This is a genomic window from Xenorhabdus japonica (genome assembly GCF_900115195.1).
GTDB lineage: Bacteria > Pseudomonadota > Gammaproteobacteria > Enterobacterales > Enterobacteriaceae > Xenorhabdus > Xenorhabdus japonica.
The window spans coordinates 1-18,512 of the sequence record NZ_FOVO01000052.1; the positions used below are offsets into that span (position 1 = coordinate 1).

Sequence of the window (18,512 nt, forward strand, 5' to 3'; positions counted from 1 at the left end):
ACGCCATATTGATGGCTTTATCCTTGTTATATGTCTCTTGTTGCTCTTTTCTGCGCTCATGCCTTCTTTTTCTTGCATTGTTGTAGCCATGAACGCCGGGCATATGGCGAAGTTTATCGCCCCTCGTGGCGTTAACCATCTGATTATCTTTGCAGATAACGACTGGAACGCCACCGGGGAAGCGGCCGCCTATGCTTGTGCCAATAAAAATTTACTGGCTAACAACGATATTGAAAAGGTGAGCGTCAGATACCCTGATCTGGGTGATTTTAACGACCTGCTACAGCAAGGTTGTCAAGCCAGAGAAAGAGTATTTCCTAAAAAGCAGCAGGAGACAGCATAATGCGTGATATTCAGATGGTACTGGAGCGCTGGGGGGCGTGGGCAGCGGACAATCGCGAGGCGGTTAACTGGCTCTCGATTGCCGCAGGGTTCAACGGGCTGATACCCAACAGAGTGAAATCCCGCCCTCAGTGTTGTGATGACGACGCTATCATCATTTCTAACTGCATGGCAAAGTTGAACCATCAGACCTCGCCCAGTGCGGGGTTTTTTATGCCCGAAATTCAGATTTAAAAAGATAGTAGTCACCCGCTTTGAAATTGATAAACAAAACGGGTAATTGTCAGATTGTGTTCAAGCAAAAATACTGTAGTTTGGGTAATATATCTTCTACTTAACCGATTACTTTGATTCTTTTTTTTACTAATCTTCCAATTTCCTTGTTATTCTTGATAACTGATAGCGTATCTTCTATCATTTCGCTAACACATTCTGATAGCTTGTCAGGCCGTAAACTTTCCACATCTTCAAGCTGACATCCTGTTTCAATAATATTAATTAATGCGTCAGATGCTTTTATTTCTTTCAAGGGAGCACAAGTAGATGGCATAAATATGAATCCTTCTGCCTCTTCAATAGATATTAGTTCTTTATCAAGAGAATGCAGCACCCCCAAGATTAAAAAGCTAATAAATTTCTCTGCGTGTTTATCTTGAATGTTATAATTAAGTCTCATATTTCTCATGTTTATTACTCCAGTCACGAACTTCGTGGGTTACTCCAGCCATTTACAACTTTCACATCAAATACTGGACTACCACTTTGGTGAGCAAAATAATGAATAGACACGTATTTTTTGTCAACCCAGCCATCCCTATAGATTTTATACCATTTTCCGGGTGCTTTTTTTCTCAATTCATCCAATAAGTATTTCTTTTTAATAGTATTTTTAGTTACTCCATTTCTGGCGTTCTTAAACCCTTTCGGATAGTTTGGCGCATCCTTGATTGATTTGTAGAAGTGCTTAAGATCACTTGTTCCATGTTTATTTGGAGTTTTTGGAGGCTTTGGAGGTCTTGGAGGTCTTGGAGGTTTTGGAATCTTAATGCCTAAGATTTGATGTGTGTTTTTCTCCTGAGCTGGCGCTTGAAAGCTGTGCCCCGAAAAAGGAAGTGACACCAATACAAGGCTAAATAAAACTTTTGCAAGTCGCTTCATAAGAATATCCTCAATATAAGCAAGTCGGTTTTAAAGTATTCTCACAACAGAATTAGAATGACTCTGGTGCAATATGAGGCATTATATAGATACTCCACTAAACGGAATTAAAACCAAAACCGATTTACTTTGAATAAAGCATTAATGAAAAATAAATAAAATGGGTTATTAAAATTATAGGGTTAGTGAAATCTTTTAGTTAACAACTAACCCCCGCTTGAACGGATAACGCCATTTGATAACGGATAGTGTTATTTGATCACGGATAACGAATTCAAGGCTGCGCATGGCGTGGCCTTTTTGTTTTTTTGCAATCCTAACCATTTGACATTCATTCGATATCGGAATTCCGGTAACGGCACCTTTTTATTGTCTGGCTGCACCAACAGAGCGGGAGGCGGAACAGTGAAATACATGGGAAGTAAATCGCGTATCGCAAAATATATCGCCCCATTCATTCTGGAGCACTTAACGACAGAGACGGTTTATGTTGAACCCTTTGCAGGCGGTATGAACATGGTGAGTCATATCAATACCAAACATGCTGGCCCTGTTATTGCGGCTGACAGCCACGAATATTTGATTGAAATGTGGAGAGCGTTGTTATCTGGCTGGCAACCCCCGGGGCAAATATCACGAGAGCAGTACTACGCGGTAAAGAACAACAAGGATGAAATTCCTCATCTAACTGGCTGGGTGGGGTTCAACTGTAGTTACGCGGGTAAGTGGTTTAACGGGTATGTTGGGGTAACCCAGACTAAATCACGTGTTCGTGATCATCAATTGGAGGCTGCCAACAACATTCAGCGACAGTTGACTAAATTAAACAGCGTCATATTGCAGTGCTGCGATTACCGGGAATTAGATATACCCAATGGGGCGGTTGTTTATTGTGATCCGCCATACGCAAACACCACTGGATACCAGCGCTCATTTGACTCGGCTGAGTTCTGGGATTGGGTGCGTGAATTATCGAACCGCTGCACGGTATTTGTTAGCGAATACACCGCACCGGATGATTTTGATTGCATCTGGTCGCGTGAAATTACTAGCGGTATTTCTGGAACAAAAACGACATCAATTGAATCACTATTTGTGATGAAATCATGATCAAGTATTGAACTTTTCCCACTAACTCAACTCACAGGGGCGAACCCATTTCACCCCACGGACGCCCATTGTTCAGATGGGGTGGAATTATGAAAATGAAAGAGAACCCTGATGTATGGGCTGAGCTATTGTCGTTTGTTACGGACGTCTGATTTATGACGGTGTGGAGCGAAAGAACCGCTGGGTCGAGGCGCTGCTCTGTGGTGCCTTGTCATGGAGCGTATCCAGTGGCTTAGAGATGTTCGGTATTTCCGGTAGCTTTGCGCCGGCTATCGGTGGCGCTATTGGTTTTATTGGCGTTGAGAAAATTCGAGAGTTTGCTCTCCGTGCCATCAATAAACGGTTGGGGGATAAATAATGACCAGAGGCATTAGGAATCACAACCCTGGCAATATCGATCACAATTCCGCGAATAAATGGCAGGGTCAAATTGGAATTGAAACGGGTGTAAAAAATCCTCGGTTCTGTCGGTTTGAGTCACCAGAGTATGGTATTCGGGCACTCATGAAGTTACTGACCAACTACCACAAGAACGATGAGCAACAAGCTACGCTTCTGATCACTTACATGAGAAACAACGATATTGTCCGTGCATTCAAAAAGAGGCTGGTATCTGAGTTCTTCAGAATGCGTTCTGCATTGGCGTCTAAGAAAATGGATCGCAACACATCCAGATTGGAATACAAACCCATGACTGATGCTATCAAGAAATCACGGGAGGATTTAGGCAAGGATATTCTTCCACGTCATTTCAGCAATGAAGCCGATTTAATCAACCGTATCGCATTAGGCATGACAGCGGCTAAGTTCCGTGTCCATCATGATATCGATAAGAAAGAGCCTATCCGTGACTATCTGACGCCAGAGCAGATGAGATGCATCACTGAATTGCAGCGAGCCAATACTGTATTTATCTCAATGGGCTGAGGGTTTGGAAAAAGACCGGATGGCCCGAATCAATAACACGGTTCGTCACGGGTACCTGAATGGTGAAAGCGCTGTTGAAATAGGTCGTAAGGTAAGAGGTCACGTAAATCAAGGGTACAAAGACGGTGCCGTGCAAATGAGCCGGGCTAATGCAACAACCATCGCTAAAACGGCTGTCAGTCATCTACAAGCGGTGGCAAGAGAGCAATTTGTGGACGCCAACAGGGGTATCTTTGATTGTAAGCGGTGGGTATCGACATTGGATAATAAAACATCCAACGATTGCATTGTCCGCGATGGATTGAGGTACACGCTAGACGGTAAACCTATCGGACACAAAGTCCCTTATTTGCAAGGTCCCGGAAAGATCCACTTCAATTGTCGCTCAATGGAAACGCTGGTGGTGAAATCATGGCAGGAGCTCGGTATTGACGTGGATGAAATGAATGAAGGCACACGGGCATCAATGGATGGTCAGGTGCCAGAGAATATAACATTCCTTGAGTGGATACAGAGACAACCAGAGTGGCGACAGAAACAGGTGTTTGGCGAAACGCGTTTCCGGCTGATGAAAGAGGGTGGTATGCATCCCTCGCAGTTTTACACAGATAGAGGCGAGTTTATTTCACTGGGTAAACTCAAGCAGATTGACGAACGCGCATTCAGAGAGGCTGGTTATGACTAATGCCAGCAACAAATCACACAAGCCCGCCACACTAAGCGGGTTTTTTATTATCCGCAGTTGGTGACTGCACCATCAAAACCCGAGGTTAATGATGTTTAAGTTTTTATTAACAAAAGAAGAATTTAAGGCACTGACTGATGAACAAAAAGCCATGTACAAAGCACAGGGCGATAAATATCAGTTACAGATCGAAGGAATGCCCGAAATCCCTGATGTCTCTGGGCTACAAAAGAAAGTCGATGAATTGCTTTCCGAGAAGAAATCAGAACAAGAGAAACGCCGCCAAGCGGAAGAAGCAGCCAAGAAAGCCGCAGACGAACAGGCCCGCAAAAATGGGGATATCGAAGCGCTGGAAAAAAGCTGGTCTGAGAAACTCATTACACGTGAAAAAGAGCTGTTGACTCAACTCGAAGACAAAGACAGTAATTTGCGCACGCTGCTGGTGGATAACGTGGCTCAGTCTCTGGCTGCGAAACTGGCGGGTGACAGTGCAGCGTTACTTCTGCTTCATATCAAGTCACGCCTCATTGTTGAAGAAGGCAGGACGCGCGTCATAGATACAGAAGGTAAGCCGTCAGCATTAACCATCGACGATTTAGAAAAAGAATTCCGTAGCAACAAGCTGTTTGCGCCTGTTGTTATTGGCAGTAAAGCGACCGGAACCGGCGGTGAAGGTCAGCGCCAAACTGTTACCCGAGGTGGCGGTAAAACTTGGCACGACTATACGGAAGCAGAGCGCATCCGCTTACTTGAAGAAGATCCTGAGGAATTTAAACGCCTCGCAAAAACACAGTAACAGGAGCATAAATAATGGCAACAACGCGTTTATCTGACATTTTCCGTGGTGACTATTATCAAGCAATCGCACCACTGAATAGCCCAGAAAAGACCGCCGTATTTGAGTCAGGCATTATCAGTAGCAATATCGCTAATGATGGCAGTGACATGGTGATTGAAGGCGACAAAGAAATCTCCGCGAATAACCTGATTGATGCCGCGTTCACTGCGGGTGATGCTGCGGACACATTCAGTGCTATTGGAGTTCACTCAGTGGTCATGAAACAGATGGCGACTAAAAACCTGATTGAGACCATTCGTGACTCAGAGGGGCGCGTTATTCTGCAAACGTATCTGGGTAAGCCTCTTTTTATGGATGACAGCCTGAAACATACAGATGGCCGCTATCTTACTGTCTTTTTCGGTAGCGGGGCATTCGGCTATGGCAGCGGTAATCCCCATACTCCGGTTGAACTGGATCGCAAGGCATCTGGCGGTAACGGCGGGGGTGCTGAGGTGTTGTGGGAACGCAAGACTTTTATCCTGCAACCTGCGGGATTTAGTTGGTTAGGAGAGGAAGACCCAAACAAAACACCATCAACAACAGATATCGCCCAGGCAGTTAATTGGCAGCGTAAATTTGACCGTAAAAACGTGCTGTTTGCGGCGGTGTTGAGCGGCGCGCCCGTCTCTGGCAGCAAAGGAACAAAGGGCGGCGAGTAATCAATAGGGGCATTAGGCCCCTTTCTTTTTGAGGTGAGCATGATTGATGCAGATAAAAACTCGCCAGCATTTAATAGCTACGCCAGTGTTGCGGATTTAAAGCAGTTTGCTGTTCAGCGTGGCTATTCCCTGCCGGATAACAGTGTCTTGCCGTCCTTGTTATTTCAGGCAATGGATTATCTATCCACTAAACAGTGGAGGGGGAGTAAAGCTAATAAGAATCAAACGCTGGCATTCCCAAGAAAGGGTATTTATGTCGATGGTGAGTCAGTGCCGGATGATGTTATCCCCAAGCCGATAATTCAGGCACAGTGCAGACTGGCTATTGACTCGCTAGAATTCGACCTGACCCCCACAGTCGGTGGAGAAGTGTTGTCAGAATCGGTTAGTGGCGCAGTATCGGTAACGTATGCGGAGGGCACCAACTCAGGCAAGCCCAATATGTCTTGGTTTTATTCTTCGTTGCGTGACTTTCTGTCTGGTGGCGGCGCTACATTCAAGGTTTTCAGGGGGTAGCTATGAAATTCTACCCACGAATGCAAAAAACGTCTGAACGATTGCTAAAAAAACATGGCGCTAAATTTCAGGTAAAACGAAAAGGGCAGCACTGGGTGGATGATGAAGGCAAAGAACATCACGAACCGGAAAAGCAGTTCAGCGCTGTCGGAGTAAAAACCAAGTGTAACCCTAATGAGATTGACGGTTCATTGATACTGTCTACGGATATCAAAATGGTCTTTTCTCCAAACGTTGAGATCCAGAAAGGAGATAAGGTACTGGTGGATGGTGTTTGGTTACGTGTTGTTGAGCCTAACCCAATAAAACCCGCTCATATCATACTCTGTTACCAATCTCAGCTGAGGGCGTAATATGGCAGATCCATTTATGGCCTCCATTGATGCGTTTGTGAATAAAGCCAAAGGTAATATTGAGGCGGCATCAAGGGGCGTGTTTATCAAGATATTGTCACGATTGGTCATTATGTCACCCGTCGGTAATCCTGAGCTGTGGGCAGTTAATAGGACGCCGAGAGAATATAATCAGGCGGTGCATGATTGGAATGAACAACAACGGCTAGATCCCAAGAACCTGACCCCTAAAAGGCGACAACTGAAAAAACGCGCTCGTACCACCGATTCTATGGGTATCAAAGCGCCACCGGGATACACGGGCGGTCGATTCCGTGGTAATTGGCAAGTAACTTTTGATGACGCTCCTACCGAAGAGACAGGACGCATTGATAAAAGCGGCAATATGACTAAGGCCGTGGGTGATTTGGTTATTGGGCAGTTTAAGGTTGGGGTAAAATCGGTCTATTTCTCAAACGTTGTGCCGTATGCCTATCGCCTTGAGATGGGTCATTCGAAACAAGCGCCAAATGGCATGGTTGCAGTAACCGCACAGGAATTTCAGAAGTTCTTTAGTGAGGCTGTTACGGAGACAAAATCATGAACCAGTCAACAATAAATAACGCTATCCGGGCGCTGGTGGCAAAAATAGCCAAACAGGAAAGCCTCAAAGTAGCGTGGCCCAACATGCCATTTGATGACATTAATGATCCGTATCTGCAACTGCACATTATGCCAGCGACAATACAAAACATTGGACTGTCGTTGGATATGCCTGTCTTCCGTGGCGTGATTCAGGTGAATGTGGTGGGTAAATCCGGCTCTGGTGATTCAACTCTGACGGGTATTGCTGACCGAGTAACTCAATTCCTACAGAACGGTTTTTCACTGGCCGACGATTTATACCTCAACGATGAGCCGAATATCTTTTCTGCCATACAGGATGGTGCTAACTACACCATTCCCATACGCACATCTTATCGATGTGACGCAGTTCGATAATACAGCCGCAAGTAGCGGTTTTTATGCATAAAAGAGGTTAACGATGGCCTATAACATCCCTAATGGTTCCCGTGTGTATATTGCAAATAAGTACGGGGATGAAATCAAAATTACGTCTGCTTCTAATGCCGAAGAGGTGGTACTGATGGTTGAGTCTGCCACTGGCATTGCCAAAGGTGACATTGTGCATGTCAGTTCCGGCTGGAAAAAGGCATCCGGTGCCTACCGAGTAAAAGCAGTCACTGAAAAAAACATTACATTGGAAGGTCTGGACACCACGGACAAGAATACATTTCCTGTTGGTGGTGGCGCGGGTTCATTGAAAAAAGTGCTGGCATGGGAAGTGATGCCGCAGGTCATGACACTCTCCACCGAAGGCGGTGAATAGCAAACACAGGAAGTGCAATTCTTGGAAGATGAGCAAGCGGAAACCATAGACACTTATAAAAATGGCGTTGTTCAGGTTTACACCTTCGCTCATGACGCCAAATTAGCTATCCGTAAGCTGCTCATGAAATTGGATGATAGCAAGCAGATTACCGCAATCCGTTTCTATAACAAACGTGCAGCGGAAGACCGTTATTACACCGCTTCCGTGTCGTTCCAGCGCGTCCCCAATACAGCAATGAACGAGGTGGAAAACGTCACTGCACGCTTCTCGCTCAAGTCTGATATGCAGATTTATACCCACGCAGAATAATCATCGCCCCGTCACGGGGCTTTCTTTTGAGGATTTTTTAAATGGCCAAGTTTACGCTTGTTCCTAACCCTAAGTTCAAAGCAAATGTATTGGTCTCTGTTGCAGGGCAAGAAAAACCCGAAGTCGTGACTTTCACATTCCATCACAAGCCAATCAGCGAACTGGATGAAATGAGAGAAATGCCAGCTCAGGAATTCTTTGAGCAAATTATTGCTGATTGGGCGATAGAAGAACCCTACAACGCCGAAAACTTAAAATTGCTGCTGGATAACTATCCGTCAGCCACAACCGCAATCACGACTACCTACTACAACGAACTGTTGGGTAATCGCGAAAAAAACTGATCGCGGTCGCTGAATCATTGTATGGGGGAATGAGTGCAAAAGATGCCGCTGATTTTGAGCGGGCTTTTGGCTTCCTCCCGGAAGAGTATGATGTTGAAGTATGGCCTGATGTGTGGGATTCGTACCGGACATTTAATGCTATGGACACGCAGTGGCGAGTGGGTATGAACGGCGCTACGGGGCTGGACTATTCCCCGCTTAATCAAGTCATGGATTATCTTGACATCAAAGATAGGGCGACCGTATTTAACGATATTCGAGTGCTGGAAGTTAAGGCACTCGAATTGATGCACAAGAAGCAGTAACTCCTTTTATCGCCTCCTTCGGGAGGTTTTTTATACCCGAAGGAAAATATAAATGACTGATGTCGCAACCATTTCACTAAAGGTTAACACCTCTGATCTTGAAAGGGGTGAGCAGAAGCTAAACTCATTCAAAGATGCGGCAGACAAAGTAAGCAATTCTACAAATAAGTTATCCAACGAGTCAGAAAAGAATTCTGCGGCTTCTGCTGCAATGGCTAAAGAAATTGACAGGGTGCACAGAAGTATTGCGGAGTTAGCGGCAAAGGAGCGGCAAGCCGCGTCAGCCTCAAAAGTTCTTGCCGCAGAGCAAGATAAAGTTGCAGAGTCTTTCTTTAAACAGATTGATGCTATTAAGCGCAATGCTACCTCGACAGAGCAGTTAACCAAGATTCAGGCGGAAGCCAGAAAAGCCAGGCAGTCAGAGAAGCTAGACCTTGAGTCTTATCGGAATATTCTGTCTGACATTATCGGCAAAAAGAAACAGATGGCAGAAGCTGATGCTAAACAGGCCGCAGCAGGTCAGGCGTTTCTTGCCAGATTAAAAGATCAGCTTGCAACACAGAATCTCAGCCGTAATGAATTATTGAAACACAGGGCAGCACAATTAGGCGTTAGCTCTGCGGCAGACATTTATATTAATAAGCTTAAAGAAACAGGTAAGGCTACTAACGATTTAGGCGGAAAAAATAAATCTTTTATTGGCAGTCTTAAAAACATCGCAAACATATTAGGTATGGGTGGGTTATTGCGCGGCGGCGGAATTGGCACAGTAATCACAGTAGTAGGCAGTATCACTAAAGTTGCTTACGAGGCCGAAAAGGAATTTACCCAGTTCAATAAGCAGCTCATTTTGACAGGGAATTACGCCAATAAAACTGCCGGGCAACTCAACGAAATGGCGCGTGTCATGGCGGGTAGTGGAATAACTCGTTCTGAAATGGCTGCGTCTATTGCGAGTGTGGTTGGTACAGGGTTGTTTAGTGATAATGAAATATCTCGCGTCGCTAAAGCGGCTGCTCAGATGAATTACATTACTGGTCAGGCGGTTGATACGACAATAAATCAGTTCAAACGGTTACAGGATGAACCGTTACAAATGTCACTGGAACTGGAGAAGGCTAATCACCATTTGACAGCCGCGCAACTGGAGCAAATCAGGACATTGGAGTTACAGGGAAATAAAACCGCAGCGGCTAGGATTGCTTTTGATGCGTACGCGCAATCTATCAACGATGGAGCGAACGATATAACTCAAAATCTGGGATATCTTGAGTCTGCATGGCTGGGAGTACAAAAAGCAGCTAAATGGGCTTTGGATACTATGCTCGATAAAGGTAGAAAAAAAACGCTAGAGGATCAAATACGCGAAAAAGAAGAATTACTTAAAGGTCTTAGTAATTTATTCATCACGCCACAATATAGGCTTGATGGCCTGAAAGCTGAGATTGAAGCCCTCAAAGAGGAAAAGTTTCAGGTTGATATTAAAAACGCTCGTGAGCAATCTAAAAAGAATGCTGAGCAGATAGAAATTGAAAAGTTTAAAATTCGCCAATATTACGATGAGAAATATTCTAGCTGGGAAACCCAAAGAGAAAGGAAGTTAGCAAAGCTAGAAAAAAACAGGCATCTGTTTACCAAAGAACAGTACGAAGAATATAAGAAGCAGATCAACTACGTGCACCGCGACCGCAAAATGCCCGGTACTGGGAAAAAACCGCTTAAAGAACCTAAGCTTAAAGTAGATGCGGGCACTCGTGCCGATGAAGCCGCCAGTCAAGCGTTGCTGTCCCTACAAGCTCAGCTAAGAGTCCTTAAAGAACACAAGACCGTCAATGACGTAATTAGTTCTGAACGTAAGAAATTGCAGGATATGGAGGCTAAGATTGCGATTCTGGAAGAGGCTCAAGGAAAGAGAAAGCTGACCCAAGATGAGCAATCGTTACTTCTAAAAAAAGGAACCATTCTTGAATCTCAGCGTGCCTTGGCAATAGTCGGCGATGAAGTAGAGCTGCAAAAACAAAAGAACAGGGAATTAGGCCAGCAGAAGAAAAGGATTGATGAAATTAATGCGCGAACAAGAGCATTAATTGATAGCACTGGAAAAACTGATAAGGATTATCAACGAAGCGTTTCATTAGAGAAGGCTAAATCACCAGAAGAGGAAGATGCTTTAAGGCGTTATTACGCTGAAGAAGATTCGTTAAGAGGAAATTGGGAAGCTGGCATTAAAAAAGGATTTGACGAGTTCCAAGATCAAGCTACCAATACTTACGCCAATGTCGCTCAAATCTCACAAGCAGCATTTAATGGTATGTGCAACTCGCTGTCTGATTTTCTTCTTACGGGTGAGGCTAACTTTGGCGATTTCACTAAGTCAATTCTTAGCATGATCACCAAAATGCTTATGCAGATGGCTATGCTACAAGCCATGAAAGCGGCATTTGGTGGGCAAACAGAAGGATGGAGAGGAGCCGTAGCTGGAGTCCTCGGTTACTCTTCTAGCGGCTATACGGGTTCAGGTAATAAATATGATATTGCTGGCTATGTTCATAAAGATGAGTTTGTTTTCGATAAAGAAAGCACGATGCGCCTTGGCGTGGCTAATTTGTATCGTCTTATGGACAGCGCCAAGCGCGGCTATGCCTCTGGTGGTCACGTTGGTGGCTCTCAGCCAATGACAGTAAGCACTCCGATGCCAAGGATGTACGGAATGCAGCCTGCTCCTGCTGGTGGAATTCAGGTTAATCTTGGCGGCATTCATGTGGAAAATCAGCAACAGCAATCCACCGCTTCAAATATAGATGCGCGGGCAGCAGAGCTATCACTAACGAAGAAAATAAGGTCTGTGATAGTACAAGAAAGCCGTGATGGTGGTGATTTGTATAAGATCATTAGAGCGGTTAATGGTAGACGCTAGAAATTATTAACCAACAGCCATCCCTTCGGTTGGTTGCTTTGGGCTGAAATGTAACCATAAAGCAAATGAGAATATATGCTTATGTGTAGATCACATTGCGACTTGTAATTGCCCATTTTGCTTCATTTTGCGCCATACTTTGATTAAGATTCATGTAACTATTTAAACGTGGGGGTGTATGATGAAGAAGTTAATTGTTGGATTGTTGGCGGTTGTGGTGTTGAGTGGGTGTGCTGGTCAATCTAAGGAAAAAGAGCCGTTGCCTAAAGTAACTGTAGAAAATCAGCGCTGCTCTAGCGATTCTGAATGTAGCGCCATGTGGAGTAATGTGCCTGAAAAACTAGAGTTAATCACAAGAATGCGTGTTGACACGGTATCTAACATTTATATCTCAACGTATTCTCCATCTGGTGATAGGTTTTTAGGTGGCTCAGCTAAATTAGTTGCAATAAACGATAAGGAAAAAGAGATTCAACCATCATTTAATTGCCTTCGCCACATGGATGATTACAGTTGTCAAAAATTAACTATATCAGCCATTAATGCTTTTAATGAAGGTATGAAAGGGGCTAAAAAATTATATAGTTCTCATAACAAATAACCAGATCCTTTTCAGGATTTTCCTTTGATTCACTTAACATCGTGTATTGGGTAATATTAAAAAGTTGACTTTGACGGGGGAAAAATGGATTTCTTATTGGCAGCAGTAATTCTTGGCTTAATTCCTGCCTTAATAGCAAACAGTAAAGGCAGATCATTCATTTTATGGTGGATTTATGGATTTGCGTTGTTCATTGTTGCGTTGGTGCATTCACTTCTGATAAGCAAAAATAATGCTGGCATAGAGCGAAAACAAATGGAAGAAGGCCTTGTTAAATGCCCTTACTGTGCAGAAATGATTAAGGCGGAAGCGCTCAAATGCAAGCATTGCGGTAGTGATGTTCAGGAAAAAATAGAAGAAATAACCCTTAAGAAATTTAAGCCATCTAATGTCCCTCCTGAGTTTTTTTATAAAAGAAGGAAGGATGGGATAGAGTTAATAGATGATAGGGTTAAGGAGCTATCAGAAACGTTGATAAAAGCAAGCATAGGCAAGGACACTCAAGAGATAGAGCGTCATTATCAATCGGAAATAGAGAGCCTTAATAAAAGGCTGCCAAAGGAAATTCAGAAACAATTTCAAGACAGGTATGTATACTGGCTTCACAACATTGATTTGGTCAAGGTAGGCCCTATTGTGGACGCCGCAAAAAAGGCTGTTAACACAGAGGAACTTCTTATAAAGAAAAAAGACGGCTTCATGATAAATGATGATGGCGTGAAAAATTTAGTTGAATCATTTTTTATTCAAACACCAGATTCAACGAACGTGTATCAAGATTTTGAAGATGAGATCTTCGCAATAAAGCGCACCTTACCTGATGAAGTTCATGAGACATTTATCAGAAAAATAAAGTATTGGAATAATGAATTAGCAGATAATACCAATAGATAATATATCCTGTTGGGATTTAAATTCGATGATTTTATAACCAATTAATGCTAAGATTGAGATAGATAATCATTCATTAACTCAGGATACAAAGAGGTAAACATGGGAGTGGTTATAACAAGACTTGAAGCGTTTGTTGTAAATGTTATCCATGATGACATGTGGATTACTGAGTGTGCCATATACAATAGTCTCTAAACATACCGCCAATGCAATACTGAGACAGGCGGGTATTAAAGAAAAAATCTAATATTATTGCCGTGCCAGCCTGCACAAACAGCCCCTTACGGGGCTTTTTTGTTGGTAACTACGAAATTTTCGTAGTTAGGGAAGTGGTTCTAGCGATTTAGGATAATTAATTAAAAGTTAGTTCAGAGGGCAAATCTGGTGGCACTTTCGCCCACGAACTTTTAGCCGTTGAGTATGCGGGGTGGATCTCTCCCAAATTCCGTTTACAGGTCAACCAGACTTTCATTGATTACCGTTCTGGTAAGTTGGTTGATCAAGTTCAGGTGCAAATACCTCAATCCTTACCAGAAGCACTTCGCCTTGCTGCTGACTTAGCAGAACAGAAAGCAGAGCTTGAGCACAAGGTTGAGGAAATGAAACCGGATGTCGCAGCGCTGGAACGTATGCCAGATCAGACGGCTCTATGTGTGTAACGGATGCTGCGAAGCAATTGCAGGTTCGCCCTAAGTTCCTTTTTGACTTCCTGAAAGGCCATCGCTGGACTTGTCGTCGTGTTGGTTCGGATGAGTGGACAGGGTATCAAGACAAAATACAAACTGGTTATCTTGAACATAAGGTAACGGTCGTTATGAGAAATGATGGCAGTGAGAAAATACAACACAGGTTCGTATCACTCCGAAAGGCATTTCCAAGCTGGCGAAGATGTTGAGCGTGGAAAAAGCCGCTTAAGGATTTGAAGTCCAAGGACGGCTGTAAGCTAGTTAAACTATCACACCATATAACTAATGCAACCGATTAACCCGCTATAAATTTGATTTACGAGGCGCTTCCCAAATTCACAAAGGTTATCTTTACAAACAGTTACAATCACGTAATAAATAGTATCGCATTAAAACGGCGAAGCCCCAACTGGTGGAACAGTCAGGGCTTCTAAATCGTCTAGTACTTACGAGGAACATAGACATGTTAAGTATACCACTTAAAGAATCGAGTAAAACTATAAATGTCCCATTTTATGGCTCAGATCTATATGTCGTTAATGATAATAGTGAGCCATATGTGCCAATGAAGCCGATTGTCGATGGCATGGGATTAGCATGGCAAACGCAACATAGGAAGTTAACTGAGCGATTCGCTAAAGGTATCATCGAAATGGTGATACCTACAAAAGGCGGTTCTCAATCAATGAATTGCCTCGCCCTCCGTAAACTTGCTGGCTGGTTAGCCACTATCAGCCCCAATAAAGTTAAAGCGTCGATTCGTGAGCAAGTTATCCGATATCAGGACGAATGCGACGACGTTCTTTATGAGTACTGGACTACGGGTGAGGTTAAAAAGAAAGAACTAAAACCTCAGCCACCAAATTTCAGATATGTCGTCAAGTTGGGAAGTTTACGATAAGCATCTTAACAAGACAGAAGTTTTTAAAGGTGGGACAGAGACACCAAAAGGGATTCTTGACAGAGTGGCACGACTATATGGATATCACATTGATAGTATGATCTCACTACCAATGAACATATTTTAACCCCAAGCCAAGGATGGCTGGTTTTACGAAAGTTTCGTAAAACTCATTGCACCATAGATGCAATAATGTACAATGTAATACAAATGTAATTACATATGGTGATACTATGAGCACAATTCAGATCAGGGTTGATGAAGAACTTAAAAAGAATGCATATCAGGCATTTGAGAAATTGAATCTATCTCCTTCCGATGCAATGCGGCTCTTTCTGCGCTATGTAGCAGAAAATGAAAAATTGCCGTTCGCAGAAGTATCTGTGATGGTCTCAGAACTTGATGAAGATAAGGATATCCTTGAAGTTGTGCGTGAACGCCTAAAAAATCCAGCTAAACGAATTCGGGTAAATCTTGATGAGATTTAACATTGAGTTTGACGAACGCGCTTTAAAAGAATGGCAAAAGCTGGATAACAGCATCCGGAAGCAATTTAAAAAGAAACTACGGAAGCTACAAGATAATCCTTATATCGAGTCAGCTAGATTGCATGGTGATTTATCTGACTGCTTTAAAATAAAACTTCGCTCTTCGGGATTTCGCCTTGTTTACCAAGTGATTGATGAAGAAATCATAATATGGGTAGTGGCTGTAGGTAAAAGGGAAGATTCGAAAGCTTATAAGATAGCCAGTGAACGTATTGGACGATAAGTAATAAATTCATAACTAACATAAGGTCGCAAATGCGGCCTTTTCCATACATGCCGCCTCATGCGGTTTTTTTTATTTTATAGGTACTTATATGGCTATTGAAGAGTTTAAATGGCGAACTCAAATCCAAGATTCACCCAGTGGTGAATTTAAACATCGGATTAAAACGGTTGAGTTTGGGGATGGTTACAAACAAGTTTCTGGAGATGGTATTAACCCAGAAAGTCAGTCATGGCCTTACTCTTATCTTGGAATAAAAGAGGAGGTGGCACCCATCTTTCAGTTTATTCGCCAGCACACTTTGAAGTCATTTATCTGGACGACTCCATATGGTGAAAAAGGGTTGTATCGGGTCAAGGCGGACTCAATAACCATAATCCCCATGTCAGGAGGTGTTATGAAAATATCAGCAATATTTGAACAGGCATATAATCCATGAAAATTAATGCAGATCTCCAGCGTTTGGAGGTAGGGAATAAAATTCTTTTGTTTTCTGTTGATGGTTCGGCCTTTGGTGGGCCAGAGCTGTACTTTCATAATCACCCCGTAGCTTATACAGATGACGATCTGGAAGACCCTAGCAATTTGCCGATTAAGTCTATTTGGTGGCAAGGAGTGGAGTATAAGCCGTGGCCCGTGCAAATTGAGGGAATGGAGGTGAACAGTGACGGCAGAACGGTATCACCGACACTCAGTATTGCTAATCTGGATGGCACTATCAGCGCCTTGTGTCTGGCTTACCAGAATATGGCTCAGGCACGGGTTACTATTCGGATGACCTTTGCGCACTATCTGGATGCCCGTAATTTTCCAGAGGGTAACCCCGAAGCCGATCCTACGCAGGAAAAAATAGACGTCTTTTATATTGACAGCAAGACCCATGAAGACAATGAAAGCGTCCAATTGCCCTGTCTTCCCCGGCTGACTTACAGGGCATTCAGATCCCCACCCGATTAAATCTGAGTCATGTATTGATGTTTATTGGTGTTTATTATTTTTTTGATTAAAATCAATATGATATTTACTTTATTCACTGTGCATTGTTTCAGTGTTTATTGACGTTTATCTACTATTACATCACACTTTGTATAAACATTTGCGTAAATAATTTGGGCGATCATGGCTAACGAACTAAATAAACTTAGTGATAAAAAACTTAAAGCACTACACGGTAGAGAAAGCAACAATATTGAATTCTTTGCTGAGGGTGCAGGGTTAAGTGCGAAACTATCTAAAGTGGGTGGTATTAGTTGGGTCTTTACATATCGTCTTGATGGCAAGAAGCTAAACCGCCTTACACTTGGACGTTATCCTGATATGCCCCTCAAACAAGCTCGTGAAACACGAGATAAATGTCGAAACTGGTTAGCCTCTGGTAAAGATCCAAAACTGCAATTTAACCTAACGATGCAGGAATCATTAAAACCAGTAACCGTAAAAGACGCTATTGAATATTGGATAGAGCACTACGGAAGAGACAATCGAGTGAATATTGATGCTCACATCTCTCAATTAAATAAACATATATATCCTTATATTGGTAATATGGCTTTATCAGATTGCAAAACTCAATATTGGCTTCAATGTTTTGATAGAATGAAAAAGAAGGCTCCTGTAGGAGCTGGAATTATATTTCAAGTATGTAAGCAAGCTCTCAAGTTTTGTCGAGTGAGAATGTATGCTATTAGTCATGTATTGGATGATCTAACTATTCCTGATGTTGGGGAAAGAGAAAATAAGGGAGACCGTTTTTTAACTGATAATGAACTCGGTCAATTATGGAGTTCAGTAAACTCAAATATTCATGAGCCTTACTTTAATAATTTATTGAAAATTTTAATTGTCTTCGGTTGTCGAACAAGAGAGATCAGGTTGTCAAAATGCTCAGAATGGGATTTTGAATCTATGTTATGGACTGTTCCAAAAGAGAATAGTAAAACTCGTGAGAAAATCATTCGCCCAATACCAGAGTGCATGGAATCTTTTTTAAAAGAACTTGTTCATAAAAGCAATGAAAACGATTTGCTTTTAGGTGAATTTAAAATAGGTAATGTAGTATCGTATCATGGTTCTAATATATGGAAAAAACTAGAACAATCGGAGAAATGGACACTGCACGACCTTAGACGTACTTTGGCAACAAAGATGAATGATATGGGAATAGCTCCGCATATAGCCGATCAACTTCTAGGTCATGTTTTGCCGGGGGTTATGGCAATATATAACAGAAGCCAATACCTATCAGAGAAATTAGATGCTTTAAACCGATGGTGTGAACGGCTGGATTTATTAGCAAATAACTATGATGAAATTGTATTAAATACCGATAATTAGAAATTAAAATACTCGTTCCCAAAGAAGAACAAGCAACATAATAAATTATTTCAAAAAATTCATTATGTTTATATGAACTTCAAGAAAAAACACAATACATTTGCATATCTGAATGAACTTAAATTAATAATAACCTCGCTCGCGGGGTTTTTTATTTTGGAGAATATAAAAGTATGGCAATGAAATTTACATCACCGACACCACAAGAACGACAATCAATTTTAAATGAGTATGGAGAGAAATATGATCGCAGAATCAGAGAAAAAGAATGTGAGCGCCTTTCCAGTTTATCGCGTTCTCGTCGTTGGGTATTAGAAGAAGAAGGTAAATTTCCGAAACGTGTTCCATTGGGCCGTAATTCCGTCTCATGGTTATTAAGTGATGTTTTATGGTGGGTACGTAACCCGCCAACAGTAGAAAATGTAAATAACCCCTATAGCCGAAAATCAAATTAATTAAGACAGGGTAAAACGATGACATCTAAAAA

Annotated in this window: 24 protein-coding genes and 7 pseudogenes; 28 read left to right on the top strand and 3 right to left on the bottom strand. The window is 42.6% G+C overall.

The features are described 5' to 3' along the window. On the top strand, positions 1 to 343 hold a 343-nt coding region (locus BM135_RS15080), incomplete at its 5' end, for a toprim domain-containing protein (RefSeq protein WP_175486173.1). Beyond that, positions 343 to 537: pseudogene (locus BM135_RS15085) on the top strand (antiterminator Q family protein); the annotation flags it as partial. The gene BM135_RS15080 and the pseudogene BM135_RS15085, both read left to right, overlap by 1 nt. A gap of 139 nt (positions 538 to 676) precedes the next feature. Here the strand turns inward: BM135_RS15085 and BM135_RS15090 are convergent. The 3 genes from BM135_RS15090 to BM135_RS17750 all read right to left on the bottom strand — a co-directional run bounded on the left by BM135_RS15090 (position 677) and on the right by BM135_RS17750 (position 1,824). Then, positions 677 to 1,027 (bottom strand): DUF3969 family protein, encoded by a 351-nt coding sequence (locus tag BM135_RS15090; RefSeq protein ID WP_245737426.1) that lies wholly within the window; start codon positions 1,025 to 1,027, stop codon positions 677 to 679. A gap of 14 nt (positions 1,028 to 1,041) precedes the next feature. After that, positions 1,042 to 1,500: a hypothetical protein gene (locus BM135_RS15095; protein ID WP_092521123.1), complete on the bottom strand. Its 459-nt coding sequence runs from the start codon at positions 1,498 to 1,500 to the stop codon at positions 1,042 to 1,044. Positions 1,501 to 1,695: 195 nt separating this feature from the next. Then, positions 1,696 to 1,824, bottom strand: a complete 129-nt coding sequence (locus BM135_RS17750) for a hypothetical protein (RefSeq protein WP_281244148.1) — start codon at positions 1,822 to 1,824, stop codon at positions 1,696 to 1,698. Positions 1,825 to 1,914: 90 nt separating this feature from the next. Here BM135_RS17750 and BM135_RS15100 point away from each other — a divergent pair, with 90 nt between their 5' ends. The 26 genes and pseudogenes from BM135_RS15100 (at position 1,915) to BM135_RS15220 (ending at position 18,480) form a co-directional block, all read left to right on the top strand. Then, positions 1,915 to 2,610 carry a DNA adenine methylase gene (locus BM135_RS15100; RefSeq protein WP_092521124.1) on the top strand — a complete coding sequence of 232 codons (696 nt, stop codon included), beginning with the start codon at positions 1,915 to 1,917 and terminating at the stop codon, positions 2,608 to 2,610. Positions 2,611 to 2,699: 89 nt separating this feature from the next. Next, positions 2,700 to 2,968 (top strand): annotated as a pseudogene (locus BM135_RS15105) (phage holin, lambda family). Next, positions 2,968 to 3,537 (top strand): hypothetical protein, encoded by a 570-nt coding sequence (locus BM135_RS15115; protein WP_245737427.1) that lies wholly within the window; start codon positions 2,968 to 2,970, stop codon positions 3,535 to 3,537. Before BM135_RS15105 ends, BM135_RS15115 begins: the two are co-directional and overlap by 1 nt. After that, positions 3,521 to 4,222, top strand: a pseudogene (locus tag BM135_RS15120) (phage minor head protein); the annotation flags it as partial. The gene BM135_RS15115 and the pseudogene BM135_RS15120, both read left to right, overlap by 17 nt. A 91-nt stretch (positions 4,223 to 4,313) precedes the next feature. Next, positions 4,314 to 5,018, top strand: coding sequence for a hypothetical protein (locus BM135_RS15125; protein WP_245737428.1), 705 nt, complete (start codon positions 4,314 to 4,316; stop codon positions 5,016 to 5,018). A 14-nt stretch (positions 5,019 to 5,032) separates the two neighbouring features. Further along, the gene (locus BM135_RS15130; protein WP_092521144.1) at positions 5,033 to 5,722 is read left to right on the top strand and encodes a hypothetical protein; all 690 of its coding nucleotides are present in this window, start codon (positions 5,033 to 5,035) and stop codon (positions 5,720 to 5,722) included. 39 nt (positions 5,723 to 5,761) lie between these two features. After that, positions 5,762 to 6,238, top strand: a complete 477-nt coding sequence (locus BM135_RS15135; RefSeq protein WP_092521145.1) for a DnaT-like ssDNA-binding protein — start codon at positions 5,762 to 5,764, stop codon at positions 6,236 to 6,238. A gap of 2 nt (positions 6,239 to 6,240) precedes the next feature. Further along, the gene (locus BM135_RS15140) at positions 6,241 to 6,591 is read left to right on the top strand and encodes a hypothetical protein (protein WP_092521146.1); all 351 of its coding nucleotides are present in this window, start codon (positions 6,241 to 6,243) and stop codon (positions 6,589 to 6,591) included. A 1-nt stretch (position 6,592) separates the two neighbouring features. Next, positions 6,593 to 7,174, top strand: a complete 582-nt coding sequence (locus BM135_RS15145) for a hypothetical protein (protein ID WP_092521147.1) — start codon at positions 6,593 to 6,595, stop codon at positions 7,172 to 7,174. Beyond that, complete coding sequence (locus BM135_RS15150; RefSeq protein WP_092521148.1) at positions 7,171 to 7,572, top strand: phage tail terminator-like protein; 402 nt, start codon at positions 7,171 to 7,173, stop codon at positions 7,570 to 7,572. The genes BM135_RS15145 and BM135_RS15150 overlap by 4 nt, the downstream gene beginning before the upstream one ends. A 145-nt stretch (positions 7,573 to 7,717) precedes the next feature. Then, positions 7,718 to 8,272, top strand: a pseudogene (locus BM135_RS15155) (phage tail tube protein). A 41-nt stretch (positions 8,273 to 8,313) separates the two neighbouring features. Beyond that, the gene (locus BM135_RS15160) at positions 8,314 to 8,616 is read left to right on the top strand and encodes a phage tail assembly chaperone (protein ID WP_092521149.1); all 303 of its coding nucleotides are present in this window, start codon (positions 8,314 to 8,316) and stop codon (positions 8,614 to 8,616) included. Between the two features lie 17 nt (positions 8,617 to 8,633). Further along, complete coding sequence (locus BM135_RS15165; RefSeq protein ID WP_245737429.1) at positions 8,634 to 8,921, top strand: DUF1799 domain-containing protein; 288 nt, start codon at positions 8,634 to 8,636, stop codon at positions 8,919 to 8,921. Between the two features lie 52 nt (positions 8,922 to 8,973). Next, a complete protein-coding gene (locus tag BM135_RS15170; protein ID WP_092521151.1) occupies positions 8,974 to 11,838 on the top strand; it encodes a phage tail tape measure protein in 2,865 nt (954 codons plus the stop codon). A 178-nt stretch (positions 11,839 to 12,016) separates the two neighbouring features. Beyond that, positions 12,017 to 12,439: a lipoprotein gene (locus BM135_RS15175; protein WP_139204122.1), complete on the top strand. Its 423-nt coding sequence runs from the start codon at positions 12,017 to 12,019 to the stop codon at positions 12,437 to 12,439. A gap of 84 nt (positions 12,440 to 12,523) precedes the next feature. Beyond that, positions 12,524 to 13,333, top strand: coding sequence for a zinc ribbon domain-containing protein (locus tag BM135_RS15180; RefSeq protein WP_092521154.1), 810 nt, complete (start codon positions 12,524 to 12,526; stop codon positions 13,331 to 13,333). A 374-nt stretch (positions 13,334 to 13,707) separates the two neighbouring features. Further along, positions 13,708 to 13,806 (top strand): annotated as a pseudogene (locus BM135_RS18050) (KilA-N domain-containing protein); the annotation flags it as partial. A 36-nt stretch (positions 13,807 to 13,842) separates the two neighbouring features. Continuing rightward, positions 13,843 to 13,992, top strand: a complete 150-nt coding sequence (locus BM135_RS18055) for a hypothetical protein (protein WP_425445179.1) — start codon at positions 13,843 to 13,845, stop codon at positions 13,990 to 13,992. After that, positions 13,983 to 14,228, top strand: a complete 246-nt coding sequence (locus BM135_RS18060; RefSeq protein WP_422646113.1) for a phage antirepressor KilAC domain-containing protein — start codon at positions 13,983 to 13,985, stop codon at positions 14,226 to 14,228. Before BM135_RS18055 ends, BM135_RS18060 begins: the two co-directional genes overlap by 10 nt. Positions 14,229 to 14,482: 254 nt before the next feature. Beyond that, positions 14,483 to 14,854 (top strand): annotated as a pseudogene (locus BM135_RS15190) (phage antirepressor N-terminal domain-containing protein); the annotation flags it as partial. 299 nt (positions 14,855 to 15,153) lie between these two features. Continuing rightward, the gene (locus BM135_RS15195) at positions 15,154 to 15,408 is read left to right on the top strand and encodes a type II toxin-antitoxin system RelB/DinJ family antitoxin (RefSeq protein WP_092521158.1); all 255 of its coding nucleotides are present in this window, start codon (positions 15,154 to 15,156) and stop codon (positions 15,406 to 15,408) included. Continuing rightward, positions 15,398 to 15,691: a type II toxin-antitoxin system RelE family toxin gene (locus BM135_RS15200; protein ID WP_092521160.1), complete on the top strand. Its 294-nt coding sequence runs from the start codon at positions 15,398 to 15,400 to the stop codon at positions 15,689 to 15,691. Before BM135_RS15195 ends, BM135_RS15200 begins: the two co-directional genes overlap by 11 nt. Positions 15,692 to 15,782: 91 nt before the next feature. Further along, positions 15,783 to 16,130, top strand: a complete 348-nt coding sequence (locus BM135_RS15205) for a phage tail protein (protein WP_175486175.1) — start codon at positions 15,783 to 15,785, stop codon at positions 16,128 to 16,130. After that, positions 16,127 to 16,644, top strand: a pseudogene (locus BM135_RS15210) (phage minor tail protein L); the annotation flags it as partial. The gene BM135_RS15205 and the pseudogene BM135_RS15210, both read left to right, overlap by 4 nt. Positions 16,645 to 16,810: 166 nt before the next feature. Next, positions 16,811 to 18,025, top strand: coding sequence for a tyrosine-type recombinase/integrase (locus tag BM135_RS15215; RefSeq protein WP_092521162.1), 1,215 nt, complete (start codon positions 16,811 to 16,813; stop codon positions 18,023 to 18,025). A 173-nt stretch (positions 18,026 to 18,198) separates the two neighbouring features. Then, positions 18,199 to 18,480: an AlpA family phage regulatory protein gene (locus tag BM135_RS15220; protein ID WP_092521164.1), complete on the top strand. Its 282-nt coding sequence runs from the start codon at positions 18,199 to 18,201 to the stop codon at positions 18,478 to 18,480. Positions 18,481 to 18,512 lie beyond the last annotated feature (32 nt).